This is a genomic window from Variovorax paradoxus (assembly GCF_009498455.1).
GTDB classification, from domain to species: domain Bacteria; phylum Pseudomonadota; class Gammaproteobacteria; order Burkholderiales; family Burkholderiaceae_C; genus Variovorax; species Variovorax paradoxus_H.
Map to the genome: position 1 here is coordinate 4,532,204 of NZ_CP045644.1, position 18,551 is coordinate 4,550,754.

The 18,551-nt window shown below is 66.1% G+C and carries 16 protein-coding genes and 2 pseudogenes; 10 read left to right on the forward strand and 8 right to left on the reverse strand.

Features of this window, described 5'->3' with window-relative positions:
- Window positions 1-8 precede the first annotated feature (8 nt).
- The 5 genes from GFK26_RS20875 to mdlC are packed head-to-tail and all read right to left on the reverse strand — an operon-like array spanning window position 9 to window position 6,858.
- Window positions 9-971 carry a Bug family tripartite tricarboxylate transporter substrate binding protein gene (locus GFK26_RS20875; protein ID WP_153283661.1) on the reverse strand — a complete coding sequence of 321 codons (963 nt, stop codon included), beginning with the start codon at window positions 969-971 and terminating at the stop codon, window positions 9-11.
- On the reverse strand, window positions 968-2,728 hold the full coding sequence (locus GFK26_RS20880) for an FAD-dependent oxidoreductase (protein ID WP_153283662.1): 1,761 nt from the start codon (window positions 2,726-2,728) through the stop codon (window positions 968-970). Before GFK26_RS20880 ends, GFK26_RS20875 begins: the two co-directional genes overlap by 4 nt.
- 23 nt (window positions 2,729-2,751) lie before the next feature.
- Window positions 2,752-3,717, reverse strand: a complete 966-nt coding sequence (locus tag GFK26_RS20885; protein WP_153283663.1) for a Bug family tripartite tricarboxylate transporter substrate binding protein — start codon at window positions 3,715-3,717, stop codon at window positions 2,752-2,754.
- A gap of 20 nt (window positions 3,718-3,737) precedes the next feature.
- A complete protein-coding gene (locus GFK26_RS20890; protein WP_153283664.1) occupies window positions 3,738-5,189 on the reverse strand; it encodes an aldehyde dehydrogenase in 1,452 nt (483 codons plus the stop codon).
- A 40-nt stretch (window positions 5,190-5,229) separates the two neighbouring features.
- Entirely contained in the window at window positions 5,230-6,858 is a 1,629-nt protein-coding gene (mdlC, locus tag GFK26_RS20895; RefSeq protein ID WP_153283665.1) for a benzoylformate decarboxylase, read from the reverse strand.
- Window positions 6,859-6,942: 84 nt separating this feature from the next.
- Here mdlC and GFK26_RS20900 point away from each other — a divergent pair, with 84 nt between their 5' ends.
- Window positions 6,943-7,857, forward strand: a complete 915-nt coding sequence (locus tag GFK26_RS20900) for a LysR family transcriptional regulator (RefSeq protein WP_153283666.1) — start codon at window positions 6,943-6,945, stop codon at window positions 7,855-7,857.
- A gap of 129 nt (window positions 7,858-7,986) precedes the next feature.
- Here the strand turns inward: GFK26_RS20900 and GFK26_RS20905 are convergent, their stop codons facing one another.
- Window positions 7,987-8,871: a LysR family transcriptional regulator gene (locus tag GFK26_RS20905; RefSeq protein WP_153283667.1), complete on the reverse strand. Its 885-nt coding sequence runs from the start codon at window positions 8,869-8,871 to the stop codon at window positions 7,987-7,989.
- Between the two features lie 212 nt (window positions 8,872-9,083).
- Here GFK26_RS20905 and GFK26_RS20910 point away from each other — a divergent pair, with 212 nt between their 5' ends.
- On the forward strand, window positions 9,084-9,518 hold the full coding sequence (locus GFK26_RS20910; protein ID WP_153283668.1) for a DoxX family protein: 435 nt from the start codon (window positions 9,084-9,086) through the stop codon (window positions 9,516-9,518).
- Between the two features lie 95 nt (window positions 9,519-9,613).
- On the opposite strand, the pseudogene GFK26_RS20915 reads toward GFK26_RS20910, so the two are convergent.
- Window positions 9,614-9,742 (reverse strand): annotated as a pseudogene (locus GFK26_RS20915) (helix-turn-helix domain-containing protein); the annotation flags it as partial.
- 428 nt (window positions 9,743-10,170) lie between these two features.
- On the opposite strand from GFK26_RS20915, the gene GFK26_RS20920 reads away from it, so the two are divergent.
- Both GFK26_RS20920 and GFK26_RS34715 read left to right on the forward strand, forming a co-directional pair.
- Window positions 10,171-10,674: a nuclear transport factor 2 family protein gene (locus GFK26_RS20920; protein ID WP_153283670.1), complete on the forward strand. Its 504-nt coding sequence runs from the start codon at window positions 10,171-10,173 to the stop codon at window positions 10,672-10,674.
- A gap of 134 nt (window positions 10,675-10,808) precedes the next feature.
- A pseudogene (locus GFK26_RS34715) lies at window positions 10,809-11,138 on the forward strand (SMP-30/gluconolactonase/LRE family protein); the annotation flags it as partial.
- 122 nt (window positions 11,139-11,260) lie between these two features.
- On the opposite strand, the gene GFK26_RS20930 reads toward GFK26_RS34715, so the two are convergent.
- Entirely contained in the window at window positions 11,261-12,172 is a 912-nt protein-coding gene (locus tag GFK26_RS20930; RefSeq protein ID WP_153283672.1) for a LysR family transcriptional regulator, read from the reverse strand.
- A gap of 193 nt (window positions 12,173-12,365) precedes the next feature.
- On the opposite strand from GFK26_RS20930, the gene GFK26_RS20935 reads away from it, so the two are divergent.
- From GFK26_RS20935 to GFK26_RS20960, 6 genes are read left to right on the forward strand one after another with little or no spacing between them, the layout of a single operon-like run.
- Window positions 12,366-12,503: a hypothetical protein gene (locus GFK26_RS20935; RefSeq protein WP_153283673.1), complete on the forward strand. Its 138-nt coding sequence runs from the start codon at window positions 12,366-12,368 to the stop codon at window positions 12,501-12,503.
- Window positions 12,500-13,258, forward strand: coding sequence for an SDR family NAD(P)-dependent oxidoreductase (locus tag GFK26_RS20940; protein ID WP_153283674.1), 759 nt, complete (start codon window positions 12,500-12,502; stop codon window positions 13,256-13,258). Before GFK26_RS20935 ends, GFK26_RS20940 begins: the two co-directional genes overlap by 4 nt.
- 54 nt (window positions 13,259-13,312) lie before the next feature.
- Complete coding sequence (locus GFK26_RS20945; protein WP_228121724.1) at window positions 13,313-15,010, forward strand: DUF1302 domain-containing protein; 1,698 nt, start codon at window positions 13,313-13,315, stop codon at window positions 15,008-15,010.
- A gap of 15 nt (window positions 15,011-15,025) precedes the next feature.
- On the forward strand, window positions 15,026-16,210 hold the full coding sequence (locus GFK26_RS20950; protein ID WP_153283676.1) for an MFS transporter: 1,185 nt from the start codon (window positions 15,026-15,028) through the stop codon (window positions 16,208-16,210).
- Complete coding sequence (locus GFK26_RS20955) at window positions 16,147-17,634, forward strand: DUF1329 domain-containing protein (protein ID WP_228121725.1); 1,488 nt, start codon at window positions 16,147-16,149, stop codon at window positions 17,632-17,634. The genes GFK26_RS20950 and GFK26_RS20955 overlap by 64 nt, the downstream gene beginning before the upstream one ends.
- The gene (locus GFK26_RS20960; protein WP_153283677.1) at window positions 17,635-18,531 is read left to right on the forward strand and encodes an alpha/beta hydrolase; all 897 of its coding nucleotides are present in this window, start codon (window positions 17,635-17,637) and stop codon (window positions 18,529-18,531) included.
- Window positions 18,532-18,551: the final 20 nt, after the last annotated feature.

The following is an 18,551-nucleotide window of genomic DNA, read 5'->3' on the forward strand; positions in this document are numbered from 1 at the left end:
GCTTTCCTTCAGTCCAGTTGCAGTTGGGTCCGCTGCGCGACCGTGCCCCACTTGGCAAAGTCCTCCTGGCTGCGCCGTTGCGCCTCCTGCGTGCTGTAGCCCTCGACACGCAGGTCCATCTCTGCCAGCCGTGTCTTCACGGCAGGAGCCTGGAGCGCGGCACGCACGTCGCGCTGGATTTTCTCGACCGTGACAGCCGGCAGGCTGGACGGCGCCATCAGGGTCTCGAAGAAGGTGGCATCGAACCCCGGATGCCCGCTCTGGGCAATCGTCGGAACCTCGGGGAGCAGCCCAGACCGTTCCTTGCCGGAGACGGCGATCGCGCGCAGCCGCCCGCTCTGGACATGCGGCAGGACGATGGAGGAGACGATGAAGCCGCAGTCCACATGGCCTCCCATCACGTCCTGCGCGGCCGGGCCGGGACCTTTGTAGGGCACATGGGTGAGCCTGGTTCCGGTCGTGGCCAGCAGCATCTCCATGGCCATGTGGCTGGGCGTGCCCGCGCCGCCCGACGCATACAGCCGGGTGGAAGGCAGCTGAACGAACTTTGCGAGCGACGGGACCTCGGCGGCTGGATTGCACACCAGCAACTGGTTGAAACTCGCGAAGTAGGTGACCGGCTTGAGCGAAGCCCTCGGATCGAAGCCCAGCTTCCTGTACAGATGGGGATTGATGGTGAGGATCGTGTCGGGCCCGACGAGCAGTGTGTGGCCGTCCCTGGCGTGCGCGACTTCCCCGGCGGCCAGGTTGCCTCCGGCGCCTGTCTTGTTCTCGATGACGACCGGCTGGTTCCAGGCGGCCTGAAGCGCCGGCTGTATCAACCTGGCGATCACGTCGCCCGGGGTGCCCGGCGGAAATGCGGCCACCAGGCGGACCGGCCTGGTTGGCCAGGCCTGCGCGAAGGCCGAAGGAGCCATCGCCAAGGCCATTGCAAGGGCGGCGAGACGAAGAAGCGGGGTGCTGACTTTCATGCGCGGTTTCCTCCCGTCGCATCGACGGAGATTGTTGAAGGTGTTGAAGTGCCGTGCGGCGCTGCGGCGCAAAGCCGGGCCGTGACGCGAGACAGCACACTTGCTGCATCGTCCGCGGCTGCACCGCGCCACGCGACGATCTGGTCCGGGCGGATCAGTGCAAGCGGCGCTTCGTAGAGTTCGCGCAGAGACGGCTGCGCCAGCCGCACGACGCGCAGGTCCACTTCCAGATCCCGCGCTGCGGCTTCGAAGGCCTGGGTATCGGGGGAATCGGGCCCCAAGGCCAGCAACGTCCATTCGGCGTGGAACAGGTCGAACAGCGAGCGCCCGTCATCGAGCCACGCATGCGGCGGCCGGCCGCCCGGACTGGCGGTGGGCGTGTAGGCATTCGGCTCGTCGGGCGGCAGCGCGGCGCCATCGCCGAGGATGATCGGCGAGCCGTCGTACCGGCCGCCGAAGGTCACGCCCGGAATGTTGAATTCGAGCCGCGCATGCGCATCGAAGTGCAGGCCTGCGAGCTTGCGCTCGGCATCGCCCCGCGTGGAGGTTTCTTCCAGCTCGGGCTTTGCCGCGAAGAGCCCCACCGAGTCGGCGAACTTGCGCGCGTAGCCCGTGTTGCGCTCGGCCAGCGGCCTGCGCTCGGCCTCGTAGCTGTCGAGCAGCGCCAGCGGTGCCTGGCCGCGGATCACGCTCGCGAGCTTCCAGCCCAGGTTGACCGCGTCTTCGACGGCCGTGTTGTAACCCAGCCCGCCAGTGGGCGTGAACAGGTGGGCCGCATCGCCCGCGATGAAGACCCGGCCCTTCTGGAAGCGCTGGGCCACCAGCGCATGCCCCGCGAGCCAGGTGCCCATGGAGAGGATCTCTATCGGCACGTCGACGCCGACCGCTTCAGCGAAGACACGGCGCGCATCGGCCTCGGTCCAGCCCTCGGCGTCTTCGCCGGGACGCAGCGCCGCATGGAAGGCGTACTCGGACACGCCGTCCACCGAGGCCATGAAGGCACGCCTTTGGTGGTTGACGGCCACGTACATCCAGGCCTTGGGAGATTGCAGTGCAGAGAGGAACCGCGGTGCGCGCAGATAGATGGCAAACATCTTGCCGCCCATGAACTCGCGCTGGATGCCGCTCACGCCGCCCCACTCGATGCCCAGCTGCTGCCGGACCAGGCTGCGCGCGCCGTCGGTGCCGATCAGGAACTTTGCGACCACGTCCTGCGCCGGGCCGCCTTCGCTCGGCCGCACCGTGGCGCTCACCGATCCACCCTCGTCGCTGAACCTCTCCAGCCGCCAGCCATAGCGCACATCGGCGGAAGGCCAGGCCTGCGCATGGCGGCGCAGCGTTTGCTCGACGAATTTCTGCGACACGCGATGCGGCAGCTCGGCGGCGCTCCAGGACCCCGTCATCGTCTTGACTTTGACCGCAGCCTCGGCGGCCGTGGGCAAGCTGATGCGCGCCAGTTCATGGCCGCCGAAGCGCGTGAAGTACGCAATGTCCGTCGGGTGGTCGGCGGGCAGGCCCAATGCACGGATCTCGTGCGCGAAGCCGAGCCGGCGGAAATGCTCCATCGTGCGGGCCTGCGTGGCATTGGCCTGCGGGTTGAAGGCCGTGCCCGGCTTGGCGTCGACCAGCAGGCAGCGGATGCCGCGGCGGCCGAGTTCGTTGGCAAGCATCAGGCCGCAGGGGCCGCCGCCGGCGATCAGCACATCCGTGGCGATGAGGGGAGGGTGGCCGGCTGCAGGCCGGGGCGTGGCGGTCATCGGCTGTCTTTCTTCTTCATGCATCAGTCGGCGCGGATGCCGCGCTCCCGGATCACGGCGCCCAGCCGCTTGAAGTCGGCCGCGCCCTTGTCGCCGAAGGCTGCGGGCGTGAGCGGCTCCGGCACGTTGCCGAGGGTTTCGATGGTTGTCCTGACGGCCGGCAATGCCAGCGCGCGGTTGACCTCGGCATTGATCCGCTGGATCACGGCCGGCCGTGTGCCGGCCGGCGCATAGAGGCCGAACACGGCATCGGCGTCGAAGCCCTTGAGCCCGAGCTCGTCGAGCGTGGGCACCTCGGGCATCTGGGGCGCCCGCTTGAGGCTTGCCACCGCCAGCATGCGCAGCTTGCCGGTCTTGACGTGCTGGATGCTGATTCCGGGATCGAACAGGAAGTCGATCTGGCCGCCCAGCAGGTCCGTCAACGCGGGCGCCGCGCCGCGGTACGGCACATGGATGGCCGTCGTTCTCGTCTGGCTCGTCATCATCTCCGCGGCGAGGTGAGGCGAGCTCCCGTTGCCGGGCGATCCGAACGAGCGCTTGCCGGGGTTCGCCTTGAGGTCGGCGACCAGGCCCTTGAAGTCCCTGACCGGGCTGTCGGCACGGACCACCAGGTAGAACGGAACCCGTGCGACGGATGCGACGGGGACGAGATCCTTCGCGGGATCGAACGACATCTTCGCGTAGATGTGCGGATTGATCGACACCATGCCGCCGGAACTCATGAGGAAGGTATAGCCGTCGGGCGGCGACTTGGCGACGAACTCGCCGCCGAGGTTGCCGCCCGCGCCGCCCTTGTTCTCCACGAGCACGGGTTGCCCGAGCGCTTCGTGCAGCGGTGCGCCGATCACGCGGGCCAGTTGGTCGGCCGCGCCGCCGGGCGCGAAGTTGGCGACGATCTTGATCGGCTGCCGAGGCCACTCCTGGGCCTGGGCGATGCCGCACGGACCGAGGCCGAGCGCCAGCGCCGCGGTTGCAAGCAGGGATTTCATGGGCTGTCTCCTGCTTTTCATCAGAACGGATAGTGGCGCTCGGTGGTCTGCACCGTGACCCATCGCAGCTCCGTGAAGGCGTCGATGCCGGCCTTGCCGCCGAAGCGGCCGTAGCCCGAGTCCTTCACGCCGCCGAAGGGCATCTGCGCCTCGTCGTGCACGGTCGGGCCGTTCACGTGGCAGATGCCGGAGTCGATGCGGTTGGCCACATCCCAGGCACGCGCGATGTCGCGCCCGAACACGGCGGAGGACAGCCCGTAGGGGTTGTCGTTGGCCACGCGCACCGCTTCGTCGACGCCGTCGACGCGCACCACCGGCTTCACGGGACCGAAGCTCTCTTCATGGTAGATGCGCATCTGCGGCGTCACGTGGTCGAGCAGCGTCGCGGGCATCAGCGTGCTGTCGGCCTTGCCGCCGCACACGAGCTTCGCGCCCTTGGCAAGGGCATCGTCGATCAGCGCGTTGCAGCGCTCGACGGTGCTCGCATCGACCACCGAACCCAGCACCACCGGCCCCTTGCGGGGATCGCCCAGCGGAAGCTGCACGGCCTTGGCGGCGAGCTTTGCGACGAAGGCGTCCGCGATGCGGCTGTCCACGATGATGCGCTCGGTGCTCATGCAGATCTGGCCGCTGTTGGCGAAGGCGCCGAAGGCCGCGCCATTGACCGCGGCATCGAGGTCGGCATCGTCCAGCACGACCAGCGGGGCCTTGCCGCCAAGCTCCAGCACCGCCGGCTTCAGGTACTTCGCGCAGGTCTGCGCGATCAGCCTGCCGACGCGGGTGGAGCCGGTGAAGTTCACACGGCGCAACGCTGGATGGGCAATGATCGCCTCGACCACCTCGGCTGCATCGGCCGGCGCATTGGTCACGAAGTTGACGACGCCCGGCGGGAAACCTGCATCCTTGAAGGCTTCGACGATCAGTCCGTGCGTGGCCGGGCTGAGTTCCGAGCCCTTGAACACCACCGTGTTGCCGCAGGCCAGCGGCGTGGCGATCGCCCGCACGCCGAGGATCACCGGCGCATTCCAAGGCGCGATGCCCAGCACCACACCGGCCGGGCGGCGCAAGCCCAGGGCCAGGCTGCCGGGCACGTCGGAGGGGATGACCTCACCGCTGATCTGGGTCGTCATGCCGGCCGCTTCCTGCAGCATGCCGGCGGCCAGGTGCACGTTGAAACCGGCCCACGGCGCGCCGGCACCGGTCTCGGATGCCATGGCATCCGTCAGGGCCTGGGCCTTGGCTTCGATGGCCTGTGCCGCCTTCAGCAGCAGCGCCCTGCGTGCGCCCGGGCCGGTGCAGGACCAGGCCGGAAACGCCGCAGCGGCAGCTTCGACCGCTGCCACGGCATCGGCCTTCGTGGCAGCTGGTGCGATGGTCGCCACCGTGCCGTCGAGCGGATTGCGGCGCTCGAAGGTGGCACCGTCCGCAGCCTGGCGGTCTTCGCCATTGATCAACATCGATATCGTGCCCATCGTCTTGTCTCCTTGTAGATTTGAAAAAGCGAAAAAACTCTCAGGCCACTTCGATCTCGACCAGCATCGGTGCGGTGGATTGCAGCGCCTGGTGCAATGCGGGACGCAGTTGCTCCGCGGTGTCGACGCGCAGACCCTTCATGCCTTGTGCGCCAGCAAGCGCGACAAAATCGAGATCGGGCAGGTCGGTGCCCGGCACATGCTCGTCAGGCCGGTAGCCGAAGATGCGGGCGAACTCGTACAGTGCGGCGTAGCGACGGTTCTTCAGGATCAGCACCGTGACCGGCAGCGCCAACTGCGCCGCGCTCCACAGCGCTTGAATGGCATACATTGCCGAGCCGTCGCCCACCAATGCAATGACCCGGGCGCCCGGCTTGCCCAGCGCCACCCCCACCGCGGCCGGAAGGCCGTAGCCCAGGCCGCCGCTGCACATGGTGTAGAAGGTTTCCGATTCGAAGATCGGAAGGTGGCCGTGCATGACGGGCCGTGCGCTGGGTGCTTCCTCGACCACGATGCTGTCGCGCGCGCGCACGTCGGCCAGGGTCTGCAGGACCCACGCCACCGACAGGCGTTCGCCCGGCTCGGGCTCTGCAACGCGCGGCGGCCACACGTGGGCAGGTGGTGCTGGACGATCGCGCGGCATGCTGCACTCGAGCAGATCGAGCAAGCCCAGGCGGATGCTGCCGACCACGGAGCTTCCCGTCGGCGCCCAGGCTGCGACCTGGGGATCGTCTGTCAGCTGCACCAGCTCGCATCCTTCGGGCAGGTGCGGTCCTTGGCCCGGCACATGGTAGGTGAACGCCGGCGCACCGAGCGCAAATACGAGGTCGTGGCCGGCGAGCCGCTCGCCGATGCGCTCGCGCATCGGCGGCAGGAAGCCTCCCCACAGCGGGTGGTCTTCCGGGAAGCTGCATCGGCCCGACATGGGCGCGACATACACGCGGGCGTTGTGCCGCTCGGCCAATTCAACCGCCTCCTTCCAGGCCTCGTCGCGATCGACCGCGGCACCGACCACGAAGGCGGGGGAGCGGGCGCCATCGAGGGCCGCGGCGATGCGCGCGAGAAGGTCGGGGTCTGCGCGCACATGCCGGCTGACCTCCCGTGCATCGACCGGCAAGGTCTGCACGTCCCAGTCATCCGATGGGATCGAGACCAGCACGGGGCCGCGCGGCGGCGTCATCGCGATGTAGTAGGCCCGCGCAATGGCCAGCGGGACGTCCTCGGCCCGCGCCGGCTCGACGCTCCACTTGACGTAGGGTCTCGGCAACTCGGGCGCCTGCGTGGAGCCGAGAAAGGGCTCGAAGGGCAGGATCGAGCGCGCCTGCTGGCCGGCCGTGATCACGAGCGGCGTGCGGTTGCGAAAGGCCGTGAAGATATTGCCCATCGCATGGCCGACGCCGGCCGCGGAATGCAGGTTGATGAATGCCGCGTTGTGCGTGGCCTGCGCGTAGCCGTCCGCCATGCCCACGACCACGGACTCCTGCAGCCCGAGCACGTAGCGGAAGTCTTCCGGAAAGTCGATGAACATCGGCAGTTCCGTCGAGCCGGGGTTGCCGAACACGCTGGTCATGCCGAATGCGCGCAACAGCCTGAAAACCGCATCCCGCACGGTCAGGGTGCTGCCGGCCGGGAAGGGCGCTTGCGCGGGAAGTTCGACATGTCGATCCATGAATGCTCCTAGATGAGGTCCGCAGTTTTGCGCTTGCCGCTCTATTCATCAATACAATGAAATGTCTAGAACAAAATAAGCTGTATGCATACTGAAAAGCTGGACATGAACCTGCTCCGCCTGTTCGAGGCGGTGTACCGCCTCGGCAGCGTCAGCCGCGCCGCCGATGCGCTGGGGTTGTCGCAGCCGGCCGCCAGCCAAGGCCTGACGCGATTGCGGCTTGCCTTGGGCGATGCGCTGTTCGTGCGCGCCAACGGGCGCATGCGCCCGACGCTGCGCGCGGAGCGGCTCGCAAGCGTCGTGCAGCCGGCCGTGGCCGCCATCGAGGATGTGCTGCGGGACGAAGACACCTTCGATCCCTCACGCTCGCGCATGACCGTCCGGCTGCACATGAACGACATCGGCGAGGCCCGGCTGCTGCCGGAACTGATGGAGGCCTTGCACCGCCAGGCACCCGGCATACGGGTGCACACGACGCCGCTGCCGCACGGGGAGATCACCGATGCCCTCGAAACCGGAGCCATCCATTTCGCACTCGGGTTTCTGCCCTTGGTCAGCGGAACGGAGCGCGTCGACCTGCTGCGCGATCGCTACGCGGTGGTGGTGCGGGCGGGACATCCGATGGCAAAGGCTTCGAAGGCGGCGGATGTCCGCATGACGATCCAGGACCTGCGGCGCCTGGAGTACGTGGCCGTACGCTCGCACTCGGAGACCCTCCGCATCCTGCAGCAGCTCGGTCTCGATGGACGGCTGGTGCTCAACTCGGCGCATTTCCTTGCGCTGCCGGCGATCATTGCGCGCACCGATTTCGCCGTCGTGATGCCACAGGCGATCGCGCGCAGGTTCATCGAGCCGAAGCGCTATGCGGTGCTTCCGGCGGAGCTGCCCCGCAGCGCCTTCACGGTGTCGCTGCACTGGAGTCGCCGCTTCGAATCGGATCCGGCGCACCACTGGATGCGCAATCTCTTCATCGGGCTTTTCAAGGACAAAGGGCGCTGACGGCCTGCGCTCGCGGCTTGGCCGCTTGTTCTCGCAGGCCTGAACCCCGGTTCGATCGTACGGTACTTCATGCCACGTGGATGCCGAAGGCCGCAGGGCAGCGATCACGCGCCAAGCAGCGTACCTGGTTCATTCTCCGAGCGTCTCGACCATGAAGTCGATGAACGTTCTCAACTTGGGTGCCATGTACTGTCGGCTGGCGTAGACCGCGAATAGGGTGGCCGACGGGGTTTGCACGTCGCTTTCCAAGACATGCATGAGGCGCCGGGAGGCCAGGTCGGCGCCCACCAGCCAGTCGGGCAGGAAGGCTACGCCCATGCCGACGCAGACTGCGTGATAGGTCAGCGTCGTGTCGTCCGAGCGCATGACCGCATTCAGCCGAAACCGCGGTGATCCCTTGTGCACCTTCGCCATCAAGGCCTCGAGGTCCAGATAGCTGGGCACCACCGCATCGAGTGCCGGCGCGTCGGCCGCCTCCGGATCGCATGCGTAGCGCTTCATGTAGGCGGCGGACGCCACGAGGCGGAAGGGGACCTGACACAGCGGCCTCGCGATCAAGGCATGGGCCGGCTCGTCTGTTGCGCGCAGCGCGAGGTCATAGCCCTCCGTGACGAGGTCGACCTTGTGGTTCGTCAAGTGGACATCCAGGACCACGTCCGGATAGCGACGCCGATATTCGGCCAGTGCTTGCGCAAATCGTGGCGTTGCACACCAGACGGGCGCGCTCATCTTGAGCTGGCCGCGAACGTCCTGCGCGCCTTGTCCGATCGCCGCTTCCGCGGCATCGAGGATGTCAAGTGCCCGCAGGCATTGGTCGTAGTAGGCGCTCCCGGCTTCGGTGAGGCTCAGATTCCGGCTGGTGCGGTGGAGCAGCCGCGCGTTGACAGTGCGTTCCAACTGCGCCAGCCGTTTACTGGCCATCGGCGCCGACATACCCAGACGTTCGGCCGCAGCGGTGAAGCTGCCGGACTCCACCACTTCGCGGAACACCCGCAGGCTGGTCAATTGATCCACTCGCTCTTTCCTTTTTGGAACTGCACCATTGAATGCACGTCACTCGCTCTCTCGCATGGCGCTGTCTAGAGTCCATGCATGGACAAATTCTCGCACCGAGCACCTTCTGGATGTCGTCCACGCACTCGATGGTCGGCGTCGGCAGGTCTCGGTCCTGAATGGCGCGTGCGCCAGTCCTTCGTCCCATCCGTTTTCTCATTTGGAATCTTTGCATGACAGCCACCACCTTTGAACCATCTGCCCGCCAGCCGCTGCGGATTGGGCTATGGACTGCTCAAGTTCTGCTTGCCGTGGCGTTCTGCGGCATCGGCCTCATGAAGCTGACGACGCCGATACCGGAACTCGCCGCTTCGATGAAGTGGCCGGGAGAGTACTCGTCCACCTTTGTTCGCTTCATCGGGCTCATCGACCTGCTCGGTGGCCTCGGCATCCTGCTGCCAGCGCTGACACGTGTGCTGCCCCGCCTCTCGATTCTCGCAGCGCTCGGTTGCACCGTGCTGCAAGTGCTGGCGATCGGCTTTCATTTATCGCGCGGCGAAGCGGGCGTGCTGCCGCTGAACTTCGTGCTGCTCGCGCTCTCGGTTTTCGTGCTGTGGGGCCGTAGCCGGAGGGTGCCGATCGTCCCGCGCATTTGGGATGCTTCCTGACGGTAGGCGCAGCAGTGGGGCCCTTCGCGGCTCGCGCTCCATCAGGTGTTCTTGCGCATCGGGTCTGGCCAGTCGGAAGCCCGCCGGAGCCATCGGGTCTCCGTGAGATAGAGCCGCCGAGTGTTGCGTTCGACGAGCCTCGTCTTGAGGCGATTCTCAAGCGCGCTCAGATAGCGGCTTGCCGTGGGATTGGACAAGCCAAGCACTTCTGCAGCGCGGCCCATGCTTCCGCATTCGGCGATCTGGATGAACAGATCTGGCTAGAGCTCAGCCCGAAGTCATGGCACGCGGGTTAACAGGGACGACGCGACGACCGGGCGCGCCGCCTCTGCGAGCGAGGCGGCGGGTGTCGCGTTGCAACCGCGGACAGTCGAGGACCTCGACGCGCATATCGCATCTCACGACGTCGTGCCCCTTTGCGAACAGGTTGATGGCGGCTTCGCACTCCATCGCGCCGAGCCCGACACCACTTTCATCTTCGTGTTCATGTCTGGGTCCAGTCTTTGATGCGTTATGCCGCGTTGTCGAGGTCTAGCTAGCGCTGGCACATCACTGGATGCGGGATTTCTTCATTGGCTTTTTCAACGATAGAGGCCGCACTGATCGGCTATAACGGCGGCAGCCCAGCGCTTCACAACAACTGCCTTATCCAATGAAGAAACCTCTGCTCGCACATATCGTTCTTGCGCTTGCCGCCATCTTGCCCCTCGCCGCGGCGGCACAGGTCCCGGTTCAACCGGCCGCAGACCAGGAGGCGCTTCTCGCAAGCGCCGATCCGGTGCTGCGGGCCAACAAGCGCCTGGTCTACGACTTCTGGCGTGAGGTCTTCGAGGCGGGACAGGTGGCGCAGGCGGACAAGTACGTTGCCGAGTCCTACATCCAGCACAACCCCAACGTGCCGACCGGCCGTGCGGCCATGGTGGGCTTCCTCTCGCGAAGGACCCCGGCGCCTCTGCCGGTGGAGGCCCGCATCAAGGCGCCGCTGGTCTCCATCGTTGCCGAGCGCGACCTCGTGATCCTGAGCTTCGTGCGCGAGTACCCCGAACCGCAGGACGCAACGCGAAAGTACACGACCACCTGGTTCGACATGTTCCGCCTTGAGAACGGCAAGATCGTCGAGCACTGGGATGGTGCCGTGAAGCCGCCGAAACCCTGATCGTCGGAATCCGGCGGGAGGGCCTGGTCTACTTCCCCCGAGCACGGATACCTGCTCCTGCGACATCCCTAACAACCGGCTGATCACCTGCGAGCACTCGGTGACCGGCGCGTGATCCGCACCAAGAAGGACGGAACAAGGCCAAGCAGATAGACGCCGGCGGGCCGGGTGCCTTCGACGGCTTTCGCGCCGATCGCGACGGCAATCTCTGGTGCGGGTGGGCTACACGGCGCGGTTGCGGCCGAGCCTTCCGACATCGGTGGCGGCATGAATGCCTCCCTGCCCACCGGCAAGTGGGAAGAGATGAACGGCGTGAAGATCTTCAACTCGCAGGGCAAGCCAAGCCCATTGGCTTCATCCGCCTGCCCGAATCTCGAGTTCGGAGGCCGAAGCGCAATCGCCTCTACATGGCGAGCAGCCATTCGCTCTATCCGCCCTACGTCGAGGCCCTCGGCGCCGGCTGAACGATTGTCTCCTGGCAGTACGGGCAGCACCCAGTACATGAAGAATTTGGACGCACAGGCCTCACATGCAGTTCGGACCTCGAATTCCGCGGTTCCCTATGAGCGTTCAGCCAGGCCGCATGTCAGGCTTCGACCGTGCCGAACAGGCGGGCGACGGACTCGCGCAGCCATCGCACGGCGGGGTCGGTATGAAACCTCGGATGCCAGAACTGCCGGATCGGGGCCGGTTTGATGCCAATCGGTAGCTCTACGATGCGCAGGTTCTCCAGCCGGGTGTAGTAGTCCGCGATGGATCGAGGCACCGTCGCAATCATGTCCGTGACGGCAATGATCGACGGCAGCGAGAGGAAGTGGGCCGTCTTCAATTGAACCCTGCGCGTGTAGCCCTTCTCTTTGAGCAGAGCTTCGAAGAGTTCCTGGCTGCGGCCCACCGGATGCACGACGGCATGCGAAAGCTCCAGGAAGCGACGCATGCTGATGCGTGACGACTGCACCGTCGGATGATCCGCTCGCACCAGGCACACGATGGTTTGCTTGAGGATCTGCTGCGTGTAGAGCGCAGGTCGCTCCAGATTCGGGAAGAGCCCGAACGCGAGGTCACATCGGCCGTCTTCCAGCGCGGCTTCAACGTCCGCCGTCGCAAACGGTTCGGACCGAAGGTTGCAGTGAGGCGCTTCCCGTGCGAGATAGGCCATCAGTGGCGGCAGGAGTTGCAGTTCGCCGACATCGGGCGTGGTGACGACGAAGTCGCGACGCGAGGTGGCCGGATCGAAAGTCGGCTCGCTCTGCGCATGAACGCTGAAGTCCGAGAGCGCCCCGGCTGCGGCATTGGCCAGTTCGGTGCCGCGCGGCGTTGGCAGCATGCCAGCAGGAGACCGCACGAACAGCGGATCGTCGAGCGCCTTGCGCAGCCTTCCCAGAGCAAGGCTTGTCGCAGGCTGGCTCAGGCCGAGCGCAGCGGCGGCCTTGGAGACACTGCGCGTGCGGTGCAGCACCACCAGCACGCGCAGCAGGTTCAGGTCGAAATCCTTCATTTGTTCCACATCTCGGGGGGCTATGCAGCCCGACTCTCGACGGGCTTCCAGCTCGGGGCACACCGTCCATTATTTGCACGGCAAATGTTGATAGTAAACGGCGCTGCATTGCCTAAATTTTGATGTGGGTCGATGCTCTGTGTCACGCGGCTCCGATGAAGCTGCGCTACCAAGAAAAAAACGGAGACAAGACATGAGCATCCTCGTCGTTGGCGAGGGGCCTTTGGGCCTCTCTTTCTCGCACCTGCTCGACACGTCCTGCGACCGCGTCGGCGCAGCATTGCGGCACGGCCGCGGCATGTGCCCTGCGGGCAAGGCAGGGAACCCATGACAGAAGATCGTCGGGCCCTTGTCGTCGGCGGTGCCGGTGGCATCGGCGGCGATATCTGTCGCAAGCTGGCGTCGCAGGGCTATCGCGTTGTCGTGGCCGACTTCGATGCGGAGGGTGCGTGCAAGGTTCGGGATGGCCTGCACGGCAGCGGCCACGACGTGGCGCGGCTGGACGTGACCAATGCGGAATCGGTGCATGCCGCCTTTCTCGGCATCGAGACGAGCGGCGCCGCCAGCGTCCTGGTGGTCGCGTCGGGCGGGCCTGTCGTTCATCTCGGCCAGCAGCCCCATGTCGCGACCTTGAGCATGAACGACTGGGATCGGACCATCGCGCTCAACCTCACGGGTGTCTTCCGTTGCATCCATGCGTTCGCACAGCTGAGGCTGGTGGCGCCGATCGAGCATTCGCGCATCATCGTCATCGGGTCCGCTGCCGGTGAACTTGCCGGCAGCGGTACGGACATTGCCTACGGGACGGCGAAAGCCGCACTCCTCGGGCTGACGAGGCAGGCGGCTTTCGACCTGGCGGCGGCGGGCATCACTGTCAACAACGTGGCCCCGGGGCCCGTCGGCACGCCCGAGTTCTTCCGCAATACCAACGAACCGGTCCGATCGGGTATTGCGTCGCTCGCCGCACTCAAGCGGCTCGCCACGCCCCAAGAGGTCAGTGCGGCCGTCGCGTACATCGCCTCGCGCGAAGCGGCATGCATCACGGGGGCAACGCTCGCCATCAACGGAGGCATCCACATGCATTGAGTCCCATGCTGCGAAACGATGCAAGGCGGTTTTAAAAAAGAACGAGGAGACAACATGATGAGAATGGACTCACCGCGGCATTGCCGCATTGCCGGAGCCCTGGCCGCGGCGCTTTCCAGCGCTGGTGTACATGCCGTGGAACTCGACTTGCCCGACTCGGACTGGTCGGTTCGCTTCGACAACACGGTCAAGGGCGGGCTGATGTACCGCACGCAGCCGGCCGCCCCCGCATTGGTCAACTCGTTCCGCCCCCTTGTGCCTGGGGTGCCGGCCTCGGCCTTCCCGCAAGCGCTGAACCTCAATGCGGGCAATGACAACTTTCGCGACCGGGGCCTTGTCTCCAAGCGGGTGGACCTGCTCTCCGAGCTGGACGTGGTCTACCGCAAGGACTTCGGATTTCGCCTGAGTGGTGCGTCCTGGTACGACGCGGCCTATGACGGCACGACCCGGGCCCTGGATTCGATGAACGGCCAGACCCCGACGAACGAATTCGCACGCAGCACGCGAAACCTGGCGGGCCGCAAAGCAGAATTGATGGATGCGTTTGTCTTCGGGAACTGGGATCTGGGTTCGGGGCGCAAGTTGAGCCTGCGTCTGGGCCAGCACGCCCTGCAGTATGGCGAGAGCCTCTTCTTCGGCGAGAACGGCATCGCGCGAGCGCAGGGCCCGATCGATGTCCACAAGCTGCTCAGCTCGCCGAATGCGCAGTTCAAGGAAAGCCTGCGACCTGTGCCGCAGCTGTCCGGGCAGTTGCAGATCACGCCCGATGTGGCGGTCAGTGGCTACGTGCAGTTCGGCTGGAAAGCGGATCGCCTGCCGCCCGCGGGAAGCTACTTCTCGGCGTCCAACCTTGTCTGGGGCGACCCGACGCTTCCCCAGTTCCTGGACATTCCCAACGTCGGCAATTTCGCGCTGCAACCCGGCGGGGATCGCAAGCCGAAGGACTCCGGGCAGTTCGGCATGCAACTGAAGTGGCGCCTGGAAGATACCGACCTGGGCTTCTACGCAGCCCGCTACCACGACAAGAGCGGCCTGCTCTACGGCCAGCTGAACCCGGGGGGCGTTGCAGGTCCGGGCGGCACGCTGCCGGGCAACTGGTACTACCGGTTCCCGGACGCGGTCAAGGTCTACGGATTGAGCGCGACGCGGTCCATCGGGGATTTCAACTTTGCCGCCGAAGGGTCGATCCGCGATGACATGCCGCTGCGCAGCCCGGGTGTGGTCTACGGGTTCTTTCCTGGCCAGCCCGAACCGAGATACGCAAAGGGTCGCACGGCGCACATCAATCTGTCGACATTGGCATCCTTCGGCCCGAGCATCATCGCACGCGAGTCGACCCTGCTCGCCGAGATCGCGTGGAACCGCATTCTGCACATGACCGACCCCGATGGGGCGATCGACAAGGATCGCACGCGTGACGCCACGGCGCTGCAGATGGTCTTCACGCCCACCTATCGCCAGATCGCCCCGGGGCTTGACCTGAGCGTTCCCATCGGGCTGCGCTACACGCTGGATGGCCGCTCGGCGATCACCACCTGGGACGCCCGCGGGAACGGGACTGCGAGCATCGGACTGGCGGGCAACTACCTCGGTGTGTGGCAGTTCGCACTGACCTACACCCACTACATCGGCAAGGCCACACCATTCATCGACTACTCGCCGACCTTGACAGGAGGCAGTCCTCAATTTGGCCAGGGCAACGCGGTCGCAGACCGCAGCTTCGTCTCGCTCACGCTGAGCCGCACATTCTGATTGGGGACACGACACATGATCTCGACCGACTCCAAACGAGGCCGCATCGCGCTCTCGGTAGCGCATTGCGCGGGCATGCTCGACATGGTGGCGCTGCCGGTGTGGGTGGGTACGCTGATGGCGAACTACCGGTTCGACCCCCAGCAGGCCGGCCTCCTGGCCACACTGTTCCTGATCGGAGCCGTCGTCGCCAGCCTTCTGCTCGCGTCGCGCTTCAACCGCCTGCCCAGGCGCCCCCTGGTAACGCTGTCGTTCCTGACCAGTGCCATCGGCTTCGGCGTCGCCGCACTGGCGAGCGACTTCAAGACGCTGGCGGGGTTGCACCTGCTGTGCGGCATGGCCGCCGGTAGCGCCCTGAGCGTCACGCACGGCACCGTGGCGCTCAGCGCCAACCCGCATCGCCTGTTCGCGATCATCAACATGGCGCTCGGCGTCGTGGCGATCTTCTATCTCGGCGTCACGCCGCGGCTGGTTGCGCAGTGGGGCGGCACGGCACTCTTCGGTGTCTTCAGCGCTGCGATGGCGCTGGCGGCACTCGTCTGCCTTTTTAACTTTCCGCACGCCGCGGCCCTGCCGTCGATCGCACCCGGAGCCGCGAAGGCCGGCCGTTCCACAGCCGTGCCCGCGCCAGCGCGCTTCTCGGCGGCCGTGTGGTTCGGCATCGTGGGCGTTGCGCTGGTGGCCCTGGTGCAAGCGATGACCACCAGCTTCGTCGAGCGCGCCGGCATCGACCGCGGCTTCGGCCCGCAGGCCGTGGCCGGCGTACTGATCGCGCTGGGCGTGGTCAACCTTGTGCCCGCGCCGCTGGCGGTGCTGCTCGAGCGGCGCCTGCCGGCGCGCCGTGTGCTGTTGTGCGCGCCGGTCATTCAGGCTGCGCTGGCGATGACGGTGATGAACGCCACGGGCTTTCCCATCTATGCCGCTTCGACCGCCGTGTTCGTGGCGGTCATCATCTTCTCGCACACCTTCGCCTTCGGGCTGCTCGCGCGTCTCGAGCAGACGGGGCGGGCGCTTGCAGCGACGCCAGCCATGCTGATGATCGGCGCGGCCATCGGTCCCGTGCTTGGCGGCACGCTGGTCAAGCTCCACGGCTACGGCGCCATCGGCGTTGCCGCGGTCGTGCTTGCCGCCTGCGCATGCTGGTGTTTCTCGCGCCTGCCGGTGCAAGCGACGCCTGCAGCACCGGGTGTCCCGGCATGAACCCGCCGGTGCGCGCAGCGCTTCCTCGTCACTACATCTCGTCGGCTTTGACCGGCGCAAGGAAACCTGAAATGAATCGACACCTCGCTGCGACCGCCACTTGCCTGGCCGCGCTGATCGCACCCTTCGGAGCATTCGCCGGCGTGAGTGCCGAGCAAGCCGCACGGTTGAAAACCGAGCTCACGCCCCTGGGCGCGGAGAAAGCCGGCAACAAGGACGGCACCATCCCCGCGTGGACCGGCGGCTACACCACGCCCATCCCCGGCGACAAGCCGGGCGGCCGACGCGGCGACCCTTTCAAGGACGAGAAGCCGCTCTACTCGATCGATGCCAAGACGGTCGATCAGCACGCCGACAAACTGTCGGACGGCACGAAAGCGATGCTGAAGAAATATCCGGAGTCCTTCCGCGTCGACGTCTACAAGACGCACCGCACGGCTGCTGCGCCGCAGTGGGTGTACGACAACACGTTCAAGAATGCGACTCAGGCCAAGGCCAGCGGCGATCAGATCGAAGGCGCGTATGGCGGGATTCCCTTCCCGATACCGAAATCCGGCGCGGAGGTCATGTGGAACCACATCCTGCGCTGGCGCGGAACGTCGTGGCAGTTCCAGACCAACATGTACCAGATCACCGCCGACGGAAAAGCCGTGCTGACGACGGATGGGGTCGGCGATTCGGTGGCCCCGTACTACCAGCCCGAGGGGCCGTCCGACAAGTGGAACGGCGACTTCTGGCTGGTCCGGGTGGTGAACTCGGGTCCACCGATCCGCGCCGGCGAGGCCATCGTCGGCCGTGAGAACGTCGACTACGCCAAGTCGCAGAGCTGGGTTTACCTGACCGGCCAGCGGCGCGTGCGCAAGCTGCCCAACCCTTGCTGCGACACGCCGGCACCGGTGACGGCGGGCGTGATGTCGCTGGACGAGATCGAGGTCTTCACCGGGCGGCTCGAGCAGTTCGACTGGAAGCTGATCGGCAAGCGCGAGATGATCGTCCCCTACAACACCAACCGCCTGTTGCAGCCCACGGCGGACGCCGAAGTGCTGGCGGCCCACCATCTGGCACCTGGCTTCATGCGCTGGGAACTGCATCGGGTCTGGGTCGTCGAGGCCACGCTGCGCGACGGCAAGCGGCACCAGGCGCGAAAGAGCCGCTACTACTGCGACGAGGACACTTGGACCTGCGTGCTGGGCGACCGCTGGGACGCCAATGGCCAGCTCTGGAAGCAGCTCTGGGCGAACACCTTTATTGCCCCCGATCTCCCGGGTGTTCTCGTCGGTAGTTTCGGTTTCGATGATCTGCTGGCAGGCACGGCGTTCGTCGCCAATCTGTACAACCAAAAGAAGGCGCACTACTCGATCGTGCAACAGTTCTCGGACGGCCACTTCACGCCGGATGGCCTGGCCGCTGGTGGTGCACGCTGAATGACCGCGACGTTCCACTCCGATGTTCACCGGGATCGCGCGAGCACCCTCGACCCGACCCGACGCAACGGGATCGTCTATGCCACGCCCGACGGTAGGCAGTTGCGAGCCGATTTCTACGCACCCGCGGGCCCGGGGCCGTTCCCTGTCATCGTTGCCCTGCCGGGCGGCGGCTGGCTGGCCGGCGACCCGGCCGGATTGCGGCACTGGGGCGAGTTTCTGGCGCGCAACGGGCTCGCCATGTTCGCGATCCAGTATCGCGTCTCGGCCACGGAAAAGACCTTTCCCGATCCGGTTTGCGATGCCCTCGCTGCCGTCCAGTTCGTCCGTGGCAGTGCGCAAGAACTTGGCGTCGACCCACAACGCATCGGCCTTCTCGGTGCATCGGCCGGGGCGCATGCGGCGGCGCTGGCGGCGCTGGCCTGGGATGCGCCACGGTTCGCGAACCGCCCACCGGCCAATGCCCATGCCGGCGTCGACGCACGCGTCAAACTGTTCGCGGGGGTCTACGGCGTGTACGACATGCTGGCTCACTGGCAGCACGAGATCGCCGATTTCCCTCTTGCGAGCGGGCGCCGCTCCGAGTGCTTCATGGGCGGGTCTCCCTTTGTCGACCGCCAGCTCTACTTCGACGCGTCGCCCATCAGCCATGTCCGCCATGCGACGAACAAGCTGCCCGTCTTCGTGGGCTACGGGACGGCGGATGCGGTTGTGGACCCGCGCTCGCAGTCCGAGCCATTCCTGCGCGCCCTGCGACAAGCCGGGCATGTCGTGCGCGAATGCCCGGTCAACGGGGCTGGCCACTTCTGGTTCAGCGAAGAGCACATCGAAGAGGCGCAAAGTTCCGCCGGCTTTTTGGCGCCGCATCTGCTGCGCTTCCTGAAGCGGCACCTCTAGAAACTTCATCAACACAAGCC

Bases quoted from the DNA above. Each gene is read 5' to 3' on its own strand.
- GFK26_RS20960 (WP_153283677.1), top strand. From the start codon at position 17,635: ATGACCGCGACGTTCCACTCCGATGTTCACCGGGATCGCGCGAGCACC.
- GFK26_RS20885 (WP_153283663.1), bottom strand. From the start codon at position 3,717: ATGAAATCCCTGCTTGCAACCGCGGCGCTGGCGCTCGGCCTCGGTCCG.
- GFK26_RS20920 (WP_153283670.1), top strand. From the start codon at position 10,171: ATGAAGAAACCTCTGCTCGCACATATCGTTCTTGCGCTTGCCGCCATC.
- GFK26_RS20875 (WP_153283661.1), bottom strand. From the start codon at position 971: ATGAAAGTCAGCACCCCGCTTCTTCGTCTCGCCGCCCTTGCAATGGCC.
- GFK26_RS20900 (WP_153283666.1), top strand. From the start codon at position 6,943: ATGCATACTGAAAAGCTGGACATGAACCTGCTCCGCCTGTTCGAGGCG.
- GFK26_RS20910 (WP_153283668.1), top strand. From the start codon at position 9,084: ATGACAGCCACCACCTTTGAACCATCTGCCCGCCAGCCGCTGCGGATT.
- GFK26_RS20880 (WP_153283662.1), bottom strand. From the start codon at position 2,728: ATGACCGCCACGCCCCGGCCTGCAGCCGGCCACCCTCCCCTCATCGCC.
- GFK26_RS20930 (WP_153283672.1), bottom strand. From the start codon at position 12,172: ATGAAGGATTTCGACCTGAACCTGCTGCGCGTGCTGGTGGTGCTGCAC.
- GFK26_RS20945 (WP_228121724.1), top strand. From the start codon at position 13,313: ATGATGAGAATGGACTCACCGCGGCATTGCCGCATTGCCGGAGCCCTG.
- GFK26_RS20955 (WP_228121725.1), top strand. From the start codon at position 16,147: ATGCTGGTGTTTCTCGCGCCTGCCGGTGCAAGCGACGCCTGCAGCACC.
- GFK26_RS20890 (WP_153283664.1), bottom strand. From the start codon at position 5,189: ATGGGCACGATATCGATGTTGATCAATGGCGAAGACCGCCAGGCTGCG.
- mdlC (WP_153283665.1), bottom strand. From the start codon at position 6,858: ATGGATCGACATGTCGAACTTCCCGCGCAAGCGCCCTTCCCGGCCGGC.
- GFK26_RS20935 (WP_153283673.1), top strand. From the start codon at position 12,366: ATGAGCATCCTCGTCGTTGGCGAGGGGCCTTTGGGCCTCTCTTTCTCG.
- GFK26_RS20940 (WP_153283674.1), top strand. From the start codon at position 12,500: ATGACAGAAGATCGTCGGGCCCTTGTCGTCGGCGGTGCCGGTGGCATC.
- GFK26_RS20950 (WP_153283676.1), top strand. From the start codon at position 15,026: ATGATCTCGACCGACTCCAAACGAGGCCGCATCGCGCTCTCGGTAGCG.